We start from the raw sequence: 21,045 nt of genomic DNA, 5'->3' as shown, positions 1-21,045 counted from the left end.
AAGGGGCTGGTTCAAAAACTGTCCGTATGACAGCTAGTGGATCCCGGACAATTTGAATGGCACTTGCCATTCAACATTGTTCGGGTGAATCCGCTAGCCACTCAAAGATCAGGTCGTTTTCGCAGGAAAACGGCCTGTGATTAGAGCGACTCGGTGACGATCTCCACCTTGTCCGCATAGAAGGCGACCATCTCCTGGATGTCGGCCATCTGGACGAAGGGGTCTTCATAGCTCCAGGCGGCATCCTCCACCTCGCCTTCCGGCGTGCGGACGGCATAGTAGCTCGCCCGGCCCTTATAGGGGCACCAGGACGTGTGGTCGGTGCGCTGGACATATTCCGCCACCACATCGCTGCGCGGAATATAGAGGACCGGAGCGTGGTTGCTTTCGAACAGCTCCAGCGCCTTTTCCGTCTTGGCAACCGTGTGGCCGTTCAACCGCACTTCCACCTTCAGCCCGGCGGGCGCGAGGCGAATAAGATAGTCGGGATTGCTTTCGTAACCCGAGTCGCGCGTGGCGCCTGAAACCAGTTGTCCCATAAAGAGCCTCCTTAGGGCATTTTCGGCGAAAATGGAGCCAGTTTCGCGGGTCGAAAATGCGGCAAATCAACGTTCTGGCGATTTTGCCCAAAGGTTTAAATGCGAAGCGCGCCCGCCGCAACACCGCAAGGCCGCAACACTTCCTCAACCAGCCCCGCTTTACCCTTATCTTTGGAAGGAAAGCATGGCTGAAGCATTACCCACCGATGACATTTCCGGTCTTTCCGGCTCCCGAAAGGCGGCGGACCGTCGGCTGCATCGCCGTATCGCGACGCGGCTGGAGGGCCGTATCGTCTTCGCAGGTGTCGATTCGGAGTGCCTGATCCATGAAATGTCGGCCAGCGGCGCGACCGTGGAGGTCAGCCCCCGCCCAGCCCTCGGCGCCCGGATCGCCCTGGATGTGCCCGGCGTCGGCTTCGCGCAGGGCTTCGCCGCCCGCCACACCCCCGAGGGCCATGTAGGCGTCGCCCTCGACATGCCGCCCGAAAAGCGCGACCGCGTGGTGGACCGGCTCATTCTGGCCGCTTTCCACAACCCGCCCCTTACCTGAGCGAGGCCCGGCCTCTAAACTCCCCTCAAAACACTCATTCAGGGGAGACGCCAGCATGTCGAAATCCATGGACGGCAAGGTATCCATCGTCACCGGCTCGGCCACCGGCCTCGGCGCCGCGGTCGCGCTGAAGCTCGCCGGGCGCGGCAGCAAGGTCGTCATTAACTACACCAAGAGCGAAACCGAAGCGAAGGAGACGCAGGCCACCTGCGAGAAGCTCGGCGTCGAAACGCTGCTGGCGCAAGGCGATGTGAGCAAGGACGAGGACTGCCGCCGCATCGTCGCCGACACCGTCGCCAAATGGGGCCGCGTCGACGTGCTGGTAAACAATGCCGGCGGCACCAAATTCGCCGACCACGCCAAGCTCGACGCGCTGACGGAGGACGACTTCCTCTGGATCTACAAGGTGAATGTCGTCGGCGCCTACATGATGATCCGCGCCGCCGAACCGCACATGAAGGAAATCGGCAAGGGCAAGGTCGTCAACATCTCCTCCATCGCGGGCGTCACCGGCGTCGGCTCTTCCATCGCCTATGCCGCGTCCAAAGGCGCGCTCAACACCATGACGCTCTCGCTCGCCCGTTCGCTCGCCCCGGAAATCCGCGTCAACGCGGTCTGCCCCGGCTTCATCGGCACGCGCTGGTTCTCCGAACGCTTCGGCCAGGAAACCTTCGACCGCATCGTGAAGCAGCAGGAGGAAACCATGCCGCTCCAGCGCGCAGGCATGGCAGAAGACATCGCGACCTCCGTCGTCTTCTTCTGCGACGAAGGCGGCGAACACATCACCGGCGAAACGCTCATCACCGACGCCGGCATGCATCTCGGCTTCGCCCCGCTGGCCGCGCGATGAGTGGCTCGGAATAGTCAACGCGACATCTCTTCCACCTCCCCCCTTGAGGGGGAGGTCGGGCACGGAGCCGGAGGCGCCGTCGGCCCCGCTTCTTACCCCGCCAGAAACCCCAGCACCGCGTCCTTCGTGCCCTTCGCGCCCACCGCCTTCATGTGGTCGCAACCGGGCACGACGGCCGACACCGCGCCGGGAATACGTGCGGCAAGCGGTTCCGGCGCGCCTGCCTGATCGTCCTCGCCGCCCGCCACCACCAGCACGGGCCGCGCGATCTTCCCGAGCCCCTCCACCGGAAAGGGCTGCCGGACCGCCCGCCAGCAGGCGGCCAGCGCCTCGCGGTCCTGCCGGTTCTGATCGGCAAAGGCACGGAACATGCGCCCCATCCGGGTCGTCACGGATTTGAGACTGTCGGCCAGCAGCGCATCGACCACGCTGTCCGCCTCGCGGCTCGGCACCAGAAGGTTTTCGCCCACGCCCGCCGCCACCGCGCGATCCACCCGCTCGGCATGCTCCATCGCCATCACGAGCGCCACCATCGCGCCCATGGAATAGCCGATGACATCGGCCCCGGGCTCGCCCAGATGGTCGAGCAGCGCCACCGCGTCCTCCGCCATCAGGGAGAGCGAATAGGCCTCCTCGTCATGCGGCTTGTCGCTCTGGCCGTGCCCGCGCCCGTCATACATGATGACGCGATACCCCGCCCGGACGAGCGCCTTCACCCAGCCCGTATCCACCCAGTTCACCGCATGGGTGGAGCCGAAACCGTGGATCAGCAGCACCGGATGGCCCTCGCCTTCCACCCGATAGGCCAGTTTCAGCCCGTCCGAGACGAATTTCTCCATGACCGAATTCCCTTACGCGAAACGAGGCCGCAGTCTAGCCAGTCCACGCTTTGAATGTCTCCCGCATAGCGCTACCCTTCCATGACAATTCGGAGGAAAAGATGACCGACGCCGCCACGCTCAAATCCAGACTCTGCGACATGATCGACACCATGGCCCCCGAGCTGATCGAGGTCAGCCATGCGATCCATGCAAAGCCGGAACTCGCCTTTCACGAGCATGAGGCCGCGCGCATCCTGACGGAAAAGCTGGAAAAAGCGGATATGCCGGTCGCGCGCTCCGCCTATGGCCTCGAAACCGCCTTTGCGAGTGAATTCGGCCCGGCGGGCAAGCCGGAAGTCGCCATCCTCTCGGAATATGACGCGCTCCCCGGCATCGGCCATGCCTGCGGCCACAACATCATCGCCACCACCGGCCTCGGCGCCTCCATGGCTCTGGCGAAGCTCAACGGCGAACTGCCGGGCCGCGTGCGCTATCTCGGCACCCCGGCGGAGGAAATGGGCGGCGGCAAGGAACTGATGGCGCGCGAAGGCGCCTTCGACGGCGTCGATGCCGCCATGATGGTGCATCCGGCGGGCGTCGATCTCATCACCATGCCCTGCATTGCCATTTCGGAAGTCTCGGTCACCTATCATGGCCGCTCGGCGCATGCCTCCGCCATGCCGCATGCGGGCCTCAATGCGCTCGACGCGCTCATCACCGCCTATCAGGCGATCGCGCAGCTCCGCCAGCACATCAAGCCGAGCGAACGCATTCACGGCGTCATCAAGAAAGGCGGCGACGCGCCCAACATCGTGCCCGACCACACCGAGGCGCTGTTCTATGTCCGCGCGGCGAATGCCGAAGACCTCGCCCCGCTTAAAAAGCGCGTGGAAGCCTGCTTCCAGGCGGGCGCCATGGCCGCGGGCTGCACGGCGGATATCAAATGGGCCAAGGCCGACTATCTCGACCTCAAGACCTCCATGCCGCTCGCGAAATCCTATGAAGACAACATGTCCTCGCTCGGCCGCGAGTTCTTCCCGCTGGAAAAGATGCCGGCGGGTTCCTCGGGCAGCACCGATATGGGCAATGTCAGCCACCGTGTGCCGTCCATCCACCCGATGATCTGCTCCGCGCCGATGCATGTGGTAATCCACAATCCGGAATTCGCGGTCTGGGCCGCCTCCGATCTCGGCGACAAGGCCTGCATCGACGGCGCCAAGGCGCTCGCCATGACGGCCATCGACTATCTGACGGACGAGAACATGCGCATGACCGCGGCGGAGGAATTCGCCCGCACCAAAGACAGTTCGGAACGCTCCGTCGCCGCCGCCTACAACCCCGAGGGCGAAGCCAATCTCGGCGGCTGCGGCTGCTGCTGATCCGGCGAAGGCCCGCCCTTACTCGAAGGGCGGGTGCTGCTCCGTTTCCACCTCTTCGACATAGCGCTCGTCGAGACGGGACCGCAATTCCTGCTGTTCCTTGAGGCCGATGGGGAATTTCCACATCACCAGCACCACCAGCGCGTTGCAGATGACCGGGATCGAAACGAAGACATAGGAAAGCGCCTGCACGCCTTCCGCCGACGTACCGCCCCCATCCGGATCGAAGCCCAGCACCGCCAGCGTCCAGAAGACGACACCCACCGCGATGGCGCCGCCCACCTTCTGCGTCAGCGTCAGCAGCGAATAGAAGAGACCGGACCGGCGATGTCCGCTCTCCAGCTCGTCGAGATCCGACACATCGGCCATGATCGACCGGTAGAGCGTGGCGGTGGTCCCGACATTGAGCCCGAGGAAGAGCAGCACCAGCGAGGCGACCAGCACGCTGCCATGCGGGATGAGAAAGATCACCGGCGGAAAGAAGGTGTTGAAAAGCGCCGCCCCGACGACGGTGCGATGCTTGCCGATGCGATAGCTGACGGCCAGCACCACGGGAATGAAGATCACCCCGCCGATGAAATAGAGCAGCAGCAGCAGGCTCTGCACATCCTTCACGCCCCAGACGAGATCGGATTCGTAGAGATAGAGCGAGCCGAGCCCCGCGCCCGCGAACCCGCTCAGCAGATCGGCGGCCAGCAGGCGGCGCAAAGGCGCATTCTTCACGAGCGCGCCCAGCGCCTCGCGCACCGGCACTTGCCGATGCTGCGGCCTTGCCGGACGCTCATGCACCAGCCAGACGTTCAGCAGCACCGCGATGGGAAGCAGCAGGATGATGAACCAGCCCATCGAGTGGACGCGCGCCGCGCCCGCATTCGCATCGCCCAGCCTTTCGATGATGACGGGGATCATCAGCACCAGCGGCACGCCGATAAGCGCAAAGGCTTCGCGATAGCCCTGGATGCGCGAGCGCTCGTTATAGTCGTCCGAAAGCTCCGCCGCCCATGCCAGATGCGAGATCGTCAGCATGGTGTAGCCGATATAAAGAAAGAACATCCAGAAGGCGAGATAGAAGGCCGAGACGGGCGCCGAGGGTATGAAGACCATATAGGCCGACAGCGCCATGAGCGGTACGCAGAGCACCAGCCAGTGCCGGCGTCGCCCCCAGCGCGAGGGGTACCGGTCCGAGAGCGCGCCCATCAGCGGATCGGTCACCACGTCCCACATGCGCGCAAAGAAGAAGACCGTGCCGACCGCCGCGAGCCCCAGTCCCATTTCCTCGGCATAGAAATGCGGCAGATAGACACTGATCGGCAGGCCGACCGCCGCGATCGGAATGGCGGGTCCGGAAAACGCAATCAACCGAGCCCAGGACAACCGGCCCGAAGGCTCACTCTTCTCAGACATTTGTCACCATTCTCTTATTTGTTGTTCACGCCCATCCGGTGAGGAAATCGATCACCATTCCCTTGCACATCGGATTGGCGAGCAGATACATGTGATCGGCACCGGGCACGGTTTCCGCCTTCGCGCCGGGGATGACGGCGGCAAGCGCGTCCGGATCGCCCGCCATGTCGTCCCGCGCGCCCGCGATGACCAGCACCTCGCCGCCGATAGCCGAAAAGTCCACGTCGCGCCCGCTACCCGGTGCCTTCATGCAGGCCGCCAGCGCCAGCCTGTCCTGTCCCAGATGCTCGGCATAAAGACGAAAGCCCTTCGCCGTCGGGTCCGCGATACTTTCCGGATCCTCCGTCGTCAGCGCCTCCACGACCTTGTCGCTCCACCCGTCGCCGCGCGGCGTCAGCATCCCGCCGCCGACACCGGCCAGCACCACCTTGTCGAAGCGGTCGCCATATTGCGACGCGAGCCGCATGGCGAGCCCCGCCCCCATGGAAAACCCCATGAGGTCGGCCTTGGCGATCCCCAGTTCGTCCATCACGGCGATAACGTCGTCGACGAGTTGGCCGCCCGCATAGGCCGCCTCGTCATGCGGATGCCCGCTCTTGCCGTGCCCGCGCAGATCGATCGTCACGATCCGCCGCCCGGTGCGCGCCAGCGCCTGCACCCAGCCCGTGCGTCCGAAATTGTCCGCCGCGGTGGCGGCGAAGCCATGCAGGAGGATCATGGGGCTCCCCTCCCCCTCCACGTCATAGGCAATGTCGACACCTTCGACATTCACGACCGGCATATGACTTCCCCCGGATCAGTCTGCGGAAACATTGCTCGATTGCGCGTCGGACGGCTGCAGGGTCCGCGAGGACACGCCCGCCGCCGCGACATCGATCCCCCGCACCTCGATGATGCGGCGGTTTTCGCGCTGCATCTTTTCATCGAGCGGGAAGCGCCAGAGCAGCCAGGCCACGACGGCGGTGATGACCACCACCGGCCAGACATAGATCGCCCGCAAGGCATCGAGCGTCCATTGCCCGTTCTCGCCCAGCGGCACGAAACCGATCAGGTCGAGCGCCCAATAGGAAATGCCGATGGCAATGGCCGCGCCGATCTTGTTGGTGCTGGTCAGCAGCGAATAGAAGAGCCCGGTCCGCTGCTGATGCGTCTGCACTTCGTCATGGTCGGCCACATCCGCCATGATTGCGCGGAAGAGGAACGCCCCCGCCGCCATGTTGACGCCCAGCAGCACCCATGTCGCAAGCGCGATAAAAGGCTGCCCGGGCGGAATGAACAGAATGGCCGGCACGGTGACCGTGTTGAAAAGCGAGGAGAGCGCCGCCGCCCGATGCTTGCCAACCTTCCGGCTGAGCCACAGCACGGCGGGCACGAAGCAGAGACCGGAAATGAAATAGCAGAGCAGCAACGCGCTGGTGAACGCGCCGAGCTGCAGCACGTCGCGCGCCAGGAAGATGAAAAGGCTCGCCACGATGCCGCCGGAGACGCCGGAAATGAGATCGGCGAAAAGCACCACGCGCAGCGGATGATTGCGCAGGATCACCTGCACCGCCTCCCGGAAGGGCACATGCTTGGGCGGCGGCGTCTTGCGCTCCGGCAGCGAGATAACGGCGATCAGCACCGTCAGGGGCAGCAGGATGAGCACGAACCAGCCCATCGCCTCCACGCGCATCGCATTGCGCACGCCTTCGTCGATATCGGCCATCTGCTCGATGAAGATCGGCATGGCGAGAACCATCACCATGCCGCCCACCAGCGCCACCTCGCGCGCGCCCTGTACGCGGGAGCGCTCGTGATAGTCGCCGTGAAGCTCCGCCCCCCAGGACATGTGCGAAATGGTGAGCAGCGTCCAGCCCACATACATGATGAAGAGCCAGGTGATGAGATAGGTGGCCGACACGTCAGCGGGCGGCATGAAGATCATCACCACCGACACCATCATGATCGGCACCGAGATCACGATCCAGTGGCGCCGCCTACCCCATCGCGTCTCGAAACGGTCGGAAAGGATGCCGAGTACCGGGTCGGTGAAAACGTCCCAGAAGCGGGCGAACATGAAGAGCGAGCCCACGATCCCCGTGCCGAGACCGAGTTCGGCGTAAAAGGGCGGCAGATAGACCACGAGCGGCAGTCCCATGGCCGAAATGGGAATCGCCGGAATGGCAAAGGCCAGAAGCTGCCATTTCGTCAGTGATGTCTCGCCGGTTTCCGTCCGGGCCGTCCCCGCATCATGCGGCATACACAATTTCCTCCCGCCATGGCATGGGGTCTCCCTCCCCCAGCGCTAAGCGCGGGGGATTATGGGGGAGCCACCGCCCCGCGCCAAGTATTACCGGCAGAGAAGGAGAAAGTTCTGTCTTGCGGAACAAAGCCTTGCGCAGGGCGGCCCGCCCGGGCAGGAAATGCGTAGCGCGCCGTTGCCCCGCCCCTCTTCATCGCGGAAAAGCCTCTAGGAATCCGGCGCCGTAGGCTCTAGTTTAGCCGCGCTGCCAAGGCGGCGAGAACCAGAGCAACGAGCAGGAACGGAGCAGCGGCTTCATGGCTTCCACAGGCACCCCGAAATTCGCAAACGATGCCGGTCTCAGGGAGATTCGCATCGGCGTGAAGGAATTCGAATGCATGGGGGCCCGCCCGCCGCACGACCATCCTCATGTCTATCTGGACATGGGCCGGGAAACGGAAATCATCTGCCCCTATTGCTCGACCCTCTACAAATTCGACGAGACGCTGGGCGCGGACAGGTCCGAACCGGCCGACGCCATCGTCCGCGAAAACGAATTCGCCTGATCCAGCCCGTAAATTAGCGGTAACCGGGGGGAAACCCGCATATGAGCAGACGCTTCGCACGGGCGCTATCGGCGGTCGTCAACATGGCTTGCAGCATCCAGTCCGAGCGCCAGGCCGCGAAGACCAAAAGCGAACTCATCACGCTGCTCCAGAACCAGGGCACGATGACCGTGGAGACCGACCGCGGACCGCTGCGCTTCCATGCGCTGCGCGGCCGGGCGCTGGCCTCCCAGATCGTCCGGTTCGATGAAGACGAACCCGAAACGCTGGACTGGCTGCGCCAATATCCCAAATCGGGCGATACCGTCTGGGACATCGGCGCCTGCATCGGCACATTCGCGCTCTACGCGGCGCTGGACCCGGGCGTGAAGGTGCTGGCCTTCGAGCCGCAGGCGACGAATTTCGGCCTTCTCAACGAGCATATCTTTCTGAACGGCCTCACGGACCGGATATCGGCCTATTGCATCGCGCTGTCCGACAGGCAGGGCCTCGACACGCTGGAACTGGACAATCTCATCGTCGGCGGGGCGCTCCATTCCCTGTCGGGCCACACCAACCAGTTCGGCGGCAAGCCCATGGCCGGCAGCCAGGCCGTCCCCGCCATGACGGTGGACGGTTTCCGGGCGCTCTTCGGCCTGCCCGCCCCCCAGCACATCAAGCTCGACGTGGACGGCATCGAAGGCGCCATTCTTCAGGGTGCCACCGAAACCCTGCCGCATGTCCGCTCGATCCTGGTGGAGGTGGAAGGCGACAATGCGCTCCATGCGGGCGAGCGGATCGAACCCTTCCTCAATGCGGCGGGTTTCGACGAAGTGATGGACGTCCGCACGACCGGCTCCTGCCGGAACCGGCTCTACGTCAACCGGAACGCGGGCTGAACCGAAGCTGTCGTCTAGTCGCGCGGCAGATAGGTCAGGAACCAGCGCAGCGCATGCTGCGTCACCTGCGCCATCGCGCCCCGTTCCTCGAACAGATGCCCCGCGCCCGGCACGATCACGATTTCCTTCGTGCCCCTCAGCGCCTTGAACGCCTGCCGGTTCAGTTCCACGACCGGCCTGTCGTCGCTCCCCGCCAGCAGAAGCACGGGCGCGCGCAGATGCGCCAGCATCGGATTGGCGAGATCGCACCGTCCGCCGCGCGATACCACCGCGGCGACGCGGTTTCCCGGTTTCGCCGCCGCGACCAGCGCCGCCGCGGCCCCCGTACTGCCGCCGAAATAGCCGACCCCAAGCCCCTGGAGTTCGGGTTGCGCCGCCGCCCAGTCGGTGGCCTCGACCAGCCGCCCGGCCAGCAGCACCATGTCGAACACATTCCGCCGGTCCGCCTCTTCGCGCGCCGTCAGCAGATCCAGCAGCAACGTGGCCATCCCGCTATGCCGCAATTCCTCGGCGACAAGCGTATTGCGCGGGCTCAACCGGCTGCTGCCGCTGCCATGCGCGAAGATGACGAGGCCCTTGGCATCCGGCGGAACGCCCAGAAGCCCTTTCAGCCTTTGCGGTCCGACTTCGATCTCTCTGAACGCCTCGTGTACGACCATCTGCGTCACAACCCGAACGGATAGGTGTCCGCGGCTCCGTGCGGACGGCCGGCGGGAAGCGGCGTGACGGCCCTCGTCTCCTCAAACCAGACATAGGCGTCGAACTGGTCGGCGAGCACGGCCTCGAAATAATGGCTCAGAAACTCGGTTTCCGGCCGGTAGATCACGCCGATGGCCCGCTCGAGCAGCGGCTGGCGCAACGCTTCCGCCAACTCGCGGCGGCGGGGGTGTCGCCAATCCGTCAGGGACCGCACGATACCCGTTTTCCGGAAAGCATGTTCGTAGCTGTCGCTGCGAGCGGGCAGCACGGTCTTCACCTCCATCGGTCCGTCCCATTCGCTCGCGGCGGCAACCGTGCCGCGATCCGTCCCGAAGCCGATGGCCACCGCATCCTCGCCGAAAGCAGTACGGCACAATTCGCCGATATTGAACTCGCCCTGCCAACCCATGGACGTGGCAGCCGCATTGCCGATATGCGAGTTGTGCGCCCAGACGACGGCTTTCGCGTCCGGCCCGCGCGCGGACAGAAGCGCTGTCAGCGTGTCGAACATGTGCCGGTCGCGCAGATTCCAGGATTCCGTCGACCCCGCATACATGATGCGGTAATAGCGTTCCGCCGCATGCACGATGCGCGCATTCTGCGCAGCGTCGAAAAACGCTTCGCCATCGCGTTCCATATAGCGCAGCCGCTGCTGAAGCAGGTCGCGAAGCTGGGCGACCACCTCGTCCTCGCAAGGTGCCTTGCCCCGGCGCAGCGCCGCCCGGCCATAGGAGGCCGGATCGTCCTGCCAGGGTGTCAGGCAGCCATAGCGCTCCCGCGCCACCTGCGCGGCCTGCGGGTCCACCCGGTCGAGATAGGTAAGGACGGAATGGATGGATTCGCCGAGGCTGTAGACGTCGAGCCCGTGAAACGAGGTTCGCGCCTCGGGCGGCAGCGTCTCGTTATGCGCCCGAAGCCAGTCGGCAAATTCCATGAACTGGGCGTTGCGCCACATCCATGTGGGAAAGCGGGTAAAGGCCTCCCCTCGTCCCGGCCTCGCCTCGTGATGGCGAACATAGCGGTCGATATGGGCGGCGTCCGGCCAGTCCGCCTCCACGGCCACTACATTGAAGCCGTGATGGCGCACCAGTTCGCGCGTAACGGCGGCACGCGCCTGGTAAAATTCAGCGCTGCCATGGCTGGCCTCGCCGAGCAGCACCACACGCGCATCGCTGAACCGTGAGAAGAAAGCGCCGAATTCCTCCGCCTTCTCGGGCGACGGCAGCGCCTCGGCCTTCGCGCGCAGCATGGCGGTCGTTTCGGGCTGGTGCGCCTCTCTATGTTCTCGCGCTGTCCGGTAGGGCACGGATCGTTTCCTCCTCCGGGAATAACCGTGAGAAAACTATCCCGCGCCCGCGGGACGAAAACCTTGATGCGGCTCAATTTGTGGGAAGGCGGCAAAGCGGGGCGCCTGCGCGGATTGCCGCACCGGGGAGCCTTCGGGAGTTGGTGCGGACGGCGGGACTCGAACCCGCATTCGGTTGCCCGAGAGGGATTTTAAGTCCCTTGTGTCTACCAGTTCCACCACGTCCGCCGATCCGGCCGGGCGCCGGATGCTCCGAATCCCACGGCAAGGCCGGGACGACATGATATGCCCGTCTCCCGCCGCTCGCGCAAACCCCGAAAAACAAAACGGCGGCTACCCTTTCGGATAACCGCCGCTCGAAACCCGTTCGGGCTGTGAGAGAACTTAGTTCTCCAGGCCCTGCCAGACCGGCCAGCACGTGTCGCCCACCTTCGAGGCGAGAGCGGCCTGCGCTTCCTTGGCATTGGCGCCCTGAGCCGACTGTTCGCTGTCGGCCTTGCCCGTGCACCACACATAGAACTTGTGCGTGCCCGACTTCGACAGCGCGTCGAAGCTGGAATCCAGCGCAAAGCTCGGAGCCGCACCGCTCATCGCAATACCGGCAACCATACCCAGAATGGCAATGGTCTTCTTCATGTTCGTTTCTCCCTCCGGGCCAACTCGACCCTTATTGTCCACTTCGGCCGCCGTTAACGGCCTCGCTTTCCGGTTATTCAATCCACTCCCAGAAAAAACCTGGAAAGAGGAGCTTTCCCCCACTCTCGTCCCCGCCCCGGAGGGCGGACGAAGAGCTTTTCATGGCCGGAACAATAAATGTTTCCAGCCAGATTGTATCGCGACACATGGCGAAAAACCCTGAAAGTTTCGTAATGTGCCGCCCCCGCAACGCATATGCGTCGTGACTTTACACTATAAGCCTCTGAAACATAACGAATAAAGTCAGCTTTTTTCGCCCGCGACGGCGCTCACGCCGAGTTTCTCGAACATCTGCGCCACATCCGCTTCCGCCCGCTCCAGCGCCGCCGAATCGACCGAGCGCATGACGATGCTCGTGCCGAATTCCCGTCCCCTGTAATAGGGGTAGCTGCCGATGGAGACGTCGGCATGGCGCGACTGGATTTCGCCCAGCGTCTCCGCGATGGACCCTTCGCCGATCGCGGCGGTGAGCGTGCGGCTCAGCATGCTCGCCCCGCCCTCCAGTTGTCCCAGCAGGCTGTCCAGCATCACATGCATGACCATGGGAACGCCCGCCATCACGAACACATTGCCGATCCGGAACCCCGGCGCCTTGCTGAGCGGATTGGCGATCATGCGCGCGCCGTCCGGCAGCCGCGCCATGCGCTGCCGCGCGGAGGTGAACTCGCCCCCCGTTTCCGCGTAATGCGCCTGCAGAAGCGCCATCGCCTCCGGGTCTGGCCCGATGGAAACGCCGAAGGCCTTCGCCACCGAATCCGCCGTGATGTCGTCATGGGTCGGCCCGATGCCGCCGGTGGTGAAGACATAATCGTATTTTGCACGGACCTCGTTCACCGTCGCGACGATCTCTTCCTCGATATCGGGGATCACCCGCGCCTCGCGCACCTGAACGCCGATCCGGTTCAGATGCTGCGCGATATAGGAAAGATTGGAATCCTTTGTGCGGCCCGAAAGGATTTCGTCGCCGATCAGCAACACGCAGGCCGTGACGGTCTTGCCCGAATTTTCGCCCTGCCCTTCGCCGGTCCCGCTCATTCTCGCACCTGTCCGTTTCGATATGCGCCGCAAGATAAGCCCGCCTCTCCTTCCACACAAACCGAAGCGACCGGTGATGCGAAAAAGGCGGGAAAAATCCGGCCCTAGCCCCGGACGGCCCGAACCACTATGTTAGGGAAAACGGCGCCGAAATCGGGCGTCCACCCCGGCCACCACGCAAAAATCGATCGAATGAGCCAAGTCGAAGACACAGACAGCGCTGTCCATCACCCGGAACAGCACAAGGGCATCCCCATCCACACGCCCGAGGATTTCGAGGGCATGCGGAAAGCCGGGCAGCTCTCCGCCAGCGCCCTCGACATGCTGGTCGACGAGGTGAAGCCCGGCGTGACCACCGCCCATCTCGACAAGCTCGTCTATGAATACGGCATGGATCACGGCGCCATCCCCGCGACGCTCGGCTATCGCGGTTTCCGTCATTCCAGCTGCACCTCGCTCAACCATGTGGTCTGCCACGGCATTCCCGGCGACCGCGCGCTGCGCGACGGCGACATTCTGAATATCGACATCACCTACATTCTCGACGGCTGGCACGGCGACACCAACCGCATGTATTTCGCGGGCGAGGTGTCCCGCAAGGCCCAGCGCCTGACCGACGTCACCTATCAGGCGATGATGCGCGGCATCGAGGTGGTGAAGCCCGGCGCCACGCTGGGCGACATCGGCGCCGCCATTCAGGAATTTGCCGAGGGCCAGCGCTTCTCCGTGGTGCGCGAGTTCTGCGGCCACGGCCTGGGCCGCGTCTTCCACGACCTGCCCAACGTGTTGCATTACGGCCGCCCCGGCCAGGGCGCGGCGCTGAAACAGGGCATGTTCTTCACCATCGAACCGATGATCAATGCGGGCAAGCCGGGCGTGAAGATCCTGTCTGACGGCTGGACCGCGGTCACGCGCGACCGCTCGCTCTCCGCCCAGTTCGAGCACTCCATCGGCGTCACCGAAACCGGCTACGAGATTTTCACCAAATCGCCTGCCGGGCTCGACTGCCCGCCCTACCGAAAATAGGGCGACATTGTCCGGGGGGACCACGGGTAAGCCGGACGGCAAGCCGCATTACGCCGGCCACCGCGAGCGCCTGCGCGCCCGCTTCCTGACGGCGCCCGACGTCCTTCCCGACTATGAGCTGCTGGAACTCATCCTCTTCCGGTCCATTCCCCGCCGCGACGTGAAACCGCTGGCGAAGGACCTCATCGCGCGCTTTGGCGGGCTCTCCGAAGTGCTTTCCGCAGCCCCCGAAAGACTGCTTGAAGTGAGCGGCGTCAGCGACAGCATCGTGACGGAACTCCGTATCCTGCGCGAAGCGGGCCTGCGCATGGCGCGCGCCGCCGTGATCGAGAAAGAGGTCATCTCCTCATGGCAGGAACTGCTCGACTATTGCTCGGCTTCCATGGCGCACAACCCGATCGAGCAGTTCCGCATACTCTTTCTCGACCGCAAGAACGTGCTGATCGCCGACGAGGTGCAGCAGAAGGGGACCGTGGACCACACCCCCGTCTATCCGCGCGAGGTGGTGAAACGGGCGCTGGAACTCAACGCCTCCGCTCTCATCCTCGTCCACAACCACCCCTCGGGCGACCCCACGCCGTCGGGCGCCGACATCGAGATGACGCGCCGCATCGCCGAAACGGCAAAGCCGCTGGGCATCGAACTTCACGACCATCTCGTCGTCGGCAAGAACCGCCACGCCAGCTTCCGCTCGCTGGGCCTCATCTGACCGCCCCGCAGCGGGGAGGCGCTGGCCAATGCGCCGGAACTCCTGCTAGATGAAGCGATGACCAACGCGCCCGCCCTGATGATCCGCTTGTCCGGCCTGCTCTTCTGGTTCGACGAGTCGCTGCAAGCCAGTCTGGCGAAAGCCGGCTACCGGCCCGTCACGCGCACCCAGTCGATGTTTCTCCTTTGCCTCGCCGCCGGCGAGAACCGCCCCTCCCGTCTCGCAACGATGCTGGGCGTCAGCCGGCAGGCGGTGAGCCATGTCATTGCCGAACTCAGCCGGCGCGGGCTCATCACGCTCGCCGTCGATCCGGAGGACGCGCGCGGACGGATCGTGGAATATAGCGACGGCGCGGACGATCTGCGTCAGGCGGCGCATATCGCCGTCTCGGAACTCGAAAAGCTCCTGAGACGCCGCATCGGGGCCGACGCCTTCAAGAGCCTGCGCGAAGGCCTTGCGCATGACTGGGGCGAACCGGTGGTGATCGACGTACCGCCCCCCGCCCCCGCGAAGACGGCGAAAAGCGTCAAGGCGCGGCGCAAGCCGAAAACCGGCTGACCCGCATCGGCTACATCCCTCAGGCCACCTGATTATAGATGGCCGCATCCCCCGGATATTCGCGGCCGTCGTCCCGGCCGACTTCCCGCGCCACGAGATCGTTCACCATCGCATTAAGCCGCATGATGTTGTCGCGCTGCGCCGGGTCATGCGCGAGATTGACGAGTTCGTTCGGATCGGCCTCCGTATCGTAAAGCTCCAGATCGTTCAGCCGGCTGAGCGTCTCCCAATCCTCCGGCGTGTGATGCTGCGACGGCGCGAAGTAGCGCGCGAATTTCCATCGCCCGTCATGCACGCCGCGATGCAGCCGCCGCTTGGTCAGGTCGAAAACCTTGTCCAGCCCGTCCACGCCCTTGGGGTAGTTGGCAAAGGCGCCCAGCGGCTCCCACATATAGGCGACCGCATAATCGAACAGATGCCCGCGGGCGTCCCGTTCGCTCGGTTGCGACGGGTCGGCGATCATGGCCGAAAGATCGACGCCCGGCAGCCCGGGAAACTGCGCCTCGGCCTCTTCCGGCGCCATGCCCGCCAGCCCCATCAGCGTCGGCGCGATGTCGATGGCGCTCATCAGCCGCTTCGTCCGCCGCCCGCCGGGCAAGTCCGGATGCACGATAATCATCGGTACATTGACCTCTTCCCGGTAAACGGTCCCCGCCTTCTGGTGCATGCCATGCGCGGAGGCCCGCTCGCCATGGTCTGAGGTATAGACGATGATCGTGCTTTCCATCTGGCCGCTTTCCGTCAGCGCCCAGAGGATCTGTTCCAGCCGCCGGTCCACATCCCTGATGCAGTTGTAGTAATAGTTCACGAGCCGCCGCCACGACGCCTCGTCCGTGCGCTCGATCCGGCCATAGAAACTGTCGGTCTGGCGCACGATCCCGCTATGCGCTTCCGGCTTGGTGCCGAGGTCGTCCTTGTAGAAACTTTCCGGCAGGTCGAACCCGTTATCGGTCTCGTAGATCGGGTCGCCCGGCTCGCGGCGAAGCGGCGCCAGCAGGTCGGGATGCAGCCGGTCTTCCGACTGCTTGCCCGTCGCATCGTAAAACATGATGTCATGCGGATTGACGAGCCCCACCACCTGAAACCACGGCTTGCCGCCCGCCTTGTCATGGCGCGCATAGTCGAACAGCGTCCGTCCCACATCCGCGGCGGTAAAGGCGTCGGACCGGTAGCCGTCCCATGTCAGCCCGACCGCTTCCCCATCGAAGCCATAGTCATGGAAGCCGTATTTCTCCATGGCTTTTTCGGTGTTCGGATAGAGCCCGCGCGGCACCTGGTTCCAGTCGCGCTCGCGGTTGATCTGCGACAGATGCCATTTGCCCTTGTAGCTCGAATAATACCCCGCCGCCTGCATCATCGTGCCGAGCGTCGGCAGCGTATCGGAAAGCCCGGGATTGGGCGGCGTATCGGTGTTCTGATAAACGCCCGTTGTCTGCGTGTGCTGCCCGGTAAAGATCGTCGAGCGCGACGGGCTGCAGGGCGTCGTCTGCACATGGTAATTCTCGATGAGCAGCCCGCGCTCCAGCAGCGCGCGATGCCCCGGCAGCTTGTCGAGCAGCCCCTCGGGCCAGCTCGCCAGGCTCTGCTCCTGATCGGTCAGGATCATCAGCACATTGTATTTGCGGTCGTTAGCGGCGGTTGTCCGGGACATGGGCTCCTCCTCCTTGTCCCGGACAGCTATAGCGCGATCACCCAAATGATACAATAATTGTATTATTTAGATGCCGCCATCGATGCCCCCTTCCATCGTCACCCCGGACTTGATCCGGGGTCCACCCGGCCTGCCCGTCCCGCAGGCAGCGCCGAATGGATTCCGGGTCGGGCCCGGAATGACGAAGACTGGAAGGTCTTTTACCCCGCAAACACCGGCGCGTGCTTGTCCGCCCAGGGACGGGCCTGCTCGAGCTGGAGCGCCAGCGCATAAAGAAGCCCCTCCTGCCCCTTGCGCGCGGCGAACTGGCTGCCGATGGGAAGCCCCGCCTTCGACCAGGAAAGCGGCACGGACATGGCCGGCGTCCCCGCCACATTGTGCACAGGCGTATAGGCCACATACTGCACGGTCCGCTCGAAAAGCGTATCGAAGGGCACGGTCGGTGCCTGCTGGCCGAGCTTGGGCGGCGGCGAGGACAGCACCGGCGTCAGCCAGACATCGAAGCCCGACATGAACTGGTCCATCTGCGCTTCCACCTGCTTGAAATAGGCGACCGTCTCATTCAGCGCGCCCTCGGGTTTCGCGGCATAGAACTCCGCCAGCCCCACCGTCCAGGGCTCCAGCACCTCGTTCGGATCGAGCCCCTTCGCCTTCGCCATTGCGACGAGATTGGCCGGGCCGGACGCCCAGATGGTCAGGAACCTGTCGATGAACTCCTCGCCATTGAGCGGGTTCTTTACCTCCACGATCTCATGGCCGAGATCGGCGCAAAGTTTAGCCACATCCTCCAGCGCCGCCTTCACTTCCGGATCGGGCTCCTTGCCGAAATAATCCGCCGTCCCGAAACCGACCTTCAGCTTCCGGTTCACCGGCTCGGAGACATAGCCCACCGGCTTGAACACGGCCTTGTCGCGCCGGTCTTCCGACAGCGAGAACACCATGGCGCTGTCGCGCACGCTGCGGCTCACGCTGTTCTGAACGCCGATATCGCCCGGCATGGCATGGCCGCCGAGATCCATCCGGCCCCGGCTCGGCTTCAGGCCGAAGACGCCGCAGCACGACGCCGGAATGCGGATCGACCCGCCGCCATCCGTCGCATGCGCCACCGGCAACATGCCCGAGGCGACCGCCGCCGCCGCGCCGCCGGACGACCCGCCCGTGGAATGATCGAGCCCCCAGGGATTGTGGCAAGGCCCCAGCAGCAGCGACTCCGTCGTGCCCAGCAGGCCGAATTCCGGCGTATTGGTCTTGCCGAGAACGACAAGCCCCGCCTCGTCCGCATAGGTCGTCATCGCGGAGTTCTCTTCGGCGATGGTCTCCGCCATCAGGCGCGAGCCATGCGTCGTGCGTACGCCCTTCACATCGTCGAGATCCTTGATGAGATAGGGCACGCCCGAAAGCGGGCTCTCCGGCAGCTTGCCCGACGCCGCCAGCTCGCGCGCCCGATCGAACGTCTCGGTCACCACCGCGTTCACCTTGGGGTTCACCGCCTCGATCCGGTCGATGGCCGCGTTGACCAGTTCCAGCGAGGTCGTTTCGCCCCTGGCGACAAGCTCGGCCTGCGCCATCGCGTCGAGACCGGCCGTCTCCGCGGCAAAGGCCGACCGCGCCTTGACGCCCGCCATGCCCACGGCAAGCGCGCTGACCGCCGCCGACGCGAGGAACCCGCGCCGCGAAAGCTGAATGCTCATGACTCTCCTCCTTAAAATCCGAATCCGGTCTGCCACCGTGTGTCGCGAGGTTAGCCACCCGTTTCCAACAGAAAAACCAGAAAAGATTGGCAATCTTTTTCAGCTTATCCGAACATCTCCGGATGACCCCGAAGACGCGCCATCCCAATCTCATCAGCCAGCTCGAAATCTTCCGCGCCGTGGCGGAAACCGGCAGCTTCTCCGCCGCCGCCAAGCGGCTGGGCCGGGCCGTCTCGGCGGTAAGCTATGCCGTCGCCAATCTGGAACAGCATCTGGAGGTGGACCTTTTCGACCGCTCCGGCTACCGCCCCGCCCTGACGGAGGAAGGCCGCGCCCTTCTCACCGATGCGGAAATCGTCTTCCGCCGCCTCGACCGGCTGAATGCGCGCATCGGCGCCATGAAGACCGGGCAGGAAGTGGAACTCACCCTGTCGGTCGACACCAGTTTCGACCGCGGCCTGCTCGCCCGCGCGCTCGCCCGGCTGGACGAGAAAATCCCCCATCTTGACTATCGCCTTCACACCGCCATCGACAAGGAAGCTTGGGACGCGGTGATGCGCGCCGAATGCCAGCTCGCCCTGGTGGGGCTCAATGCCGGCATGCCGGCCAAGGAGCTGGACGGGCGGGAGGTCGCCGTCTATTCGCTCGCCATCGCCGCCGCGCCCGGCCATCCGCTGGCCCGTCGCAACGAGCCTATCCCCCTGAGCGCGCTCGACGATCACCGCCAGATCGTCGTCGCCTCGCACCTCACCGACCGGCAGGATTTCGACTACCGCTTCCACGGCACCGACATTCTGATCGCCGACAATATGGAGATGGCGCATGCCATGCTGCGCGCGGGCCTTGGCTGGGCCTATATCCCCGAGCCCACGCTCCGCCAGGAAGAGGAAGCGGGCCGCCTCGTGGAAATTCCCTGCGCCGACATCGCGCACCCCTCCACCAGCCGCTTCGCCGCGCTGTGGCGGGTCAAGGCGCCTCCCGGTCCCGCCGCCCGGCGCTTCCTCGACATTCTGGTCGAGGAAGCGGGCTAAGGCCTACCCGGCAAAGACCGGCGGATATCTGTCCGCCCACGGACGGGCCTCTTCCAGCTCATAGGCCAGTTCGAGCAGCACACGCTCCTGCCCCAGCGGCGCGGCGAATTGCGCCCCGATGGGAAGCCCCGCCTCGCTCCACGACAGCGGCACCGACATGGCCGGCGTCCCCGCCACATTGTGCACGGGCGTATAGGTCACATAGTTGAAGACGCGCTCATAAAGCGTATCGAACGGCACGCTCGGGCCCTGCTCGCCCGTCTTGGGCGGCACGGCGGCCAGCACCGGCGTCAGCCAGACATCGTAATCGGCCATGAAGGCCGCCGTTTCGGCGGTCACGATCGCAAATTCCGCCAGCGCCTTTTCCAGCGTGTCGGCGGGTTTGCTGTCGAAGAGATTGGCCAGGCCGATCGTCCAGGGCTCCAGCACCGCTTCCGGATCGAGCCCCATCTGCTTCACCAGCGCCAGAAGCTGCGACGGGCCGGAGGCCCAGGCAGCAAGGAACGCATCTTTGAACGCCTCGCCATTCACCTCGCTCGTCGCCGGCACCACCTCATGGCCGAGCTCTTCGCAAAGCTTCGCCACGCTCTCGGTCGCCGCCTTCACCTCCGCCGAAGGTTCGTTGCCCGTGTAATCCGCCGTGCCGAAGGCGATTTTCAGCCGCTTCTTGCCCGGCCCTTCTACGCGGCCGACCGGCGGCAAGACGGCATTGGCGCCCTGCTTCTCGCTCACGGCCAGCGCGGTGGCGCTGTCGCGCACGCTGCGGCTCACGCAATGCTGGAAGCCGATATCGCCCGGCAATTGCCGCTCGCCGAGTTCGATGCGCCCCCGGCTGGGCTTCAGCCCGAACACGCCGCAGCAGGACGCCGGAATGCGGATCGACCCGCCGCCATCCGTCGCATGGGCCAGCGGCACCATGCCGGAAGCGACCGCCGCCGCCGCGCCGCCCGACGAGCCGCCCGGCGAATGCTCGAGGTTCCACGGATTGTTGCAGGGGCCGAGCAGCATGGATTCCGTCGTCCCCAGCAGGCCGAATTCCGGCGTATTGCTCTTGCCGAGCATCACGAAGCCCGCCGCCTCGAACCCCGCGATCACGGGGTCTGTCTCCGGCGAAATGTTTTCGGCCAACAACCGGCAGCCCGACGTCGCCTTCGTGCCTTTGAGGTTGTCGAGATCCTTCACAAGGTTCGGCACGCCGTGGAAAGGCCCCTTGGCCGGCCCCGCTTTCGCCTCCTCCAGCGCCTTGTCGTAGAAGGTGGTGACGACCGCGTTCACCTGCGGATTGACCTTCTCGATGCGGGCAATCGCCGCCTCCACCAGCTCAACCGGGCTCGCCTCGCCCTTCGCCACCAGTTCGGCCTGCCCCGTCGCATCGAGCTTTGCCAGTTCGTCCATTATGCCCCCCAATTTTTTGGCTATTTTCTGCGGAACCGGC

The 21,045-nt window shown here is 64.6% G+C and carries 21 protein-coding genes and 1 tRNA gene; 9 read left to right on the top strand and 13 right to left on the bottom strand.

Annotation, left to right across the window (positions count from 1 at the left end; all coding sequences use genetic code 11):
• Nucleotides 1-140: 140 nt before the first annotated feature.
• Nucleotides 141-539: a DUF427 domain-containing protein gene (locus FHS78_RS07425; protein ID WP_167092591.1), complete on the bottom strand. Its 399-nt coding sequence runs from the start codon at nt 537-539 to the stop codon at nt 141-143.
• 184 nt (nt 540-723) lie between these two features.
• Here FHS78_RS07425 and FHS78_RS07420 point away from each other — a divergent pair, with 184 nt between their 5' ends.
• Nucleotides 724-1,089 carry a PilZ domain-containing protein gene (locus FHS78_RS07420; protein WP_167092588.1) on the top strand — a complete coding sequence of 122 codons (366 nt, stop codon included), beginning with the start codon at nt 724-726 and terminating at the stop codon, nt 1,087-1,089.
• 55 nt (nt 1,090-1,144) lie between these two features.
• Complete coding sequence (locus FHS78_RS07415; RefSeq protein ID WP_205305231.1) at nt 1,145-1,939, top strand: SDR family NAD(P)-dependent oxidoreductase; 795 nt, start codon at nt 1,145-1,147, stop codon at nt 1,937-1,939.
• A 92-nt stretch (nt 1,940-2,031) separates the two neighbouring features.
• Here the strand turns inward: FHS78_RS07415 and FHS78_RS07410 are convergent, their stop codons facing one another.
• Entirely contained in the window at nt 2,032-2,778 is a 747-nt protein-coding gene (locus FHS78_RS07410) for an alpha/beta fold hydrolase (protein ID WP_167092583.1), read from the bottom strand.
• A 101-nt stretch (nt 2,779-2,879) separates the two neighbouring features.
• Here FHS78_RS07410 and FHS78_RS07405 point away from each other — a divergent pair, with 101 nt between their 5' ends.
• Complete coding sequence (locus FHS78_RS07405; RefSeq protein ID WP_167092578.1) at nt 2,880-4,139, top strand: M20 family metallopeptidase; 1,260 nt, start codon at nt 2,880-2,882, stop codon at nt 4,137-4,139.
• Nucleotides 4,140-4,157: 18 nt separating this feature from the next.
• Here the strand turns inward: FHS78_RS07405 and FHS78_RS07400 are convergent, their stop codons facing one another.
• From FHS78_RS07400 to FHS78_RS07390, 3 genes are read right to left on the bottom strand one after another with little or no spacing between them, the layout of a single operon-like run.
• Complete coding sequence (locus tag FHS78_RS07400; RefSeq protein ID WP_167092571.1) at nt 4,158-5,543, bottom strand: MFS transporter; 1,386 nt, start codon at nt 5,541-5,543, stop codon at nt 4,158-4,160.
• A gap of 25 nt (nt 5,544-5,568) precedes the next feature.
• Nucleotides 5,569-6,324 carry an alpha/beta fold hydrolase gene (locus FHS78_RS07395; RefSeq protein ID WP_167092568.1) on the bottom strand — a complete coding sequence of 252 codons (756 nt, stop codon included), beginning with the start codon at nt 6,322-6,324 and terminating at the stop codon, nt 5,569-5,571.
• A gap of 15 nt (nt 6,325-6,339) precedes the next feature.
• Nucleotides 6,340-7,782 (bottom strand): MFS transporter, encoded by a 1,443-nt coding sequence (locus FHS78_RS07390; protein WP_167092565.1) that lies wholly within the window; start codon nt 7,780-7,782, stop codon nt 6,340-6,342.
• 299 nt (nt 7,783-8,081) lie between these two features.
• On the opposite strand from FHS78_RS07390, the gene FHS78_RS07385 reads away from it, so the two are divergent.
• On the top strand, nt 8,082-8,330 hold the full coding sequence (locus FHS78_RS07385; protein WP_167092562.1) for a zinc-finger domain-containing protein: 249 nt from the start codon (nt 8,082-8,084) through the stop codon (nt 8,328-8,330).
• Nucleotides 8,331-8,371: 41 nt separating this feature from the next.
• Nucleotides 8,372-9,208, top strand: a complete 837-nt coding sequence (locus tag FHS78_RS07380; protein ID WP_167092559.1) for an FkbM family methyltransferase — start codon at nt 8,372-8,374, stop codon at nt 9,206-9,208.
• Nucleotides 9,209-9,222: 14 nt separating this feature from the next.
• Here the strand turns inward: FHS78_RS07380 and FHS78_RS07375 are convergent, their stop codons facing one another.
• From FHS78_RS07375 to FHS78_RS07355, 5 genes are all read right to left on the bottom strand, one after another.
• Nucleotides 9,223-9,867, bottom strand: a complete 645-nt coding sequence (locus FHS78_RS07375; RefSeq protein ID WP_167092556.1) for a dienelactone hydrolase family protein — start codon at nt 9,865-9,867, stop codon at nt 9,223-9,225.
• A 5-nt stretch (nt 9,868-9,872) separates the two neighbouring features.
• Nucleotides 9,873-11,213, bottom strand: coding sequence for an erythromycin esterase family protein (locus FHS78_RS07370; RefSeq protein ID WP_343041939.1), 1,341 nt, complete (start codon nt 11,211-11,213; stop codon nt 9,873-9,875).
• A 141-nt stretch (nt 11,214-11,354) separates the two neighbouring features.
• Nucleotides 11,355-11,441 (bottom strand) — tRNA-Leu (locus tag FHS78_RS07365).
• 156 nt (nt 11,442-11,597) lie between these two features.
• Complete coding sequence (locus FHS78_RS07360; protein ID WP_167092553.1) at nt 11,598-11,849, bottom strand: hypothetical protein; 252 nt, start codon at nt 11,847-11,849, stop codon at nt 11,598-11,600.
• A 303-nt stretch (nt 11,850-12,152) separates the two neighbouring features.
• Nucleotides 12,153-12,944 (bottom strand): competence/damage-inducible protein A, encoded by a 792-nt coding sequence (locus FHS78_RS07355; protein WP_167092550.1) that lies wholly within the window; start codon nt 12,942-12,944, stop codon nt 12,153-12,155.
• 192 nt (nt 12,945-13,136) lie between these two features.
• Here FHS78_RS07355 and map point away from each other — a divergent pair, with 192 nt between their 5' ends.
• From map to FHS78_RS07340, 3 genes are read left to right on the top strand one after another with little or no spacing between them, the layout of a single operon-like run.
• Nucleotides 13,137-13,970, top strand: coding sequence for a type I methionyl aminopeptidase (map, locus tag FHS78_RS07350; RefSeq protein WP_167092547.1), 834 nt, complete (start codon nt 13,137-13,139; stop codon nt 13,968-13,970).
• Nucleotides 13,971-13,977: 7 nt separating this feature from the next.
• Nucleotides 13,978-14,679, top strand: coding sequence for a RadC family protein (gene radC, locus FHS78_RS07345; protein WP_246220380.1), 702 nt, complete (start codon nt 13,978-13,980; stop codon nt 14,677-14,679).
• A 57-nt stretch (nt 14,680-14,736) separates the two neighbouring features.
• Nucleotides 14,737-15,237, top strand: coding sequence for a MarR family winged helix-turn-helix transcriptional regulator (locus FHS78_RS07340; RefSeq protein WP_167092544.1), 501 nt, complete (start codon nt 14,737-14,739; stop codon nt 15,235-15,237).
• A gap of 19 nt (nt 15,238-15,256) precedes the next feature.
• Here FHS78_RS07340 and FHS78_RS07335 read toward each other — a convergent pair whose 3' ends face one another.
• Nucleotides 15,257-16,888, bottom strand: coding sequence for a sulfatase family protein (locus FHS78_RS07335; RefSeq protein WP_167092541.1), 1,632 nt, complete (start codon nt 16,886-16,888; stop codon nt 15,257-15,259).
• Nucleotides 16,889-17,088: 200 nt separating this feature from the next.
• Entirely contained in the window at nt 17,089-18,579 is a 1,491-nt protein-coding gene (locus FHS78_RS07330; protein ID WP_246220379.1) for an amidase, read from the bottom strand.
• A gap of 122 nt (nt 18,580-18,701) precedes the next feature.
• Here FHS78_RS07330 and FHS78_RS07325 point away from each other — a divergent pair, with 122 nt between their 5' ends.
• A complete protein-coding gene (locus FHS78_RS07325; protein ID WP_167092538.1) occupies nt 18,702-19,610 on the top strand; it encodes a LysR family transcriptional regulator in 909 nt (302 codons plus the stop codon).
• 3 nt (nt 19,611-19,613) lie between these two features.
• Here the strand turns inward: FHS78_RS07325 and FHS78_RS07320 are convergent, their stop codons facing one another.
• On the bottom strand, nt 19,614-21,005 hold the full coding sequence (locus FHS78_RS07320) for an amidase (RefSeq protein ID WP_167092535.1): 1,392 nt from the start codon (nt 21,003-21,005) through the stop codon (nt 19,614-19,616).
• Between the last annotated feature and the right edge of the window lie 40 nt (nt 21,006-21,045).

Origin of the sequence: Parvibaculum indicum (assembly GCF_011762095.1) — a bacterium.
Lineage (GTDB): Bacteria > Pseudomonadota > Alphaproteobacteria > Parvibaculales > Parvibaculaceae > Parvibaculum > Parvibaculum indicum.
The sequence above is the reverse complement of the archived record's forward strand: the minus strand, read 5'-3'. Positions and strand labels throughout refer to the sequence as shown.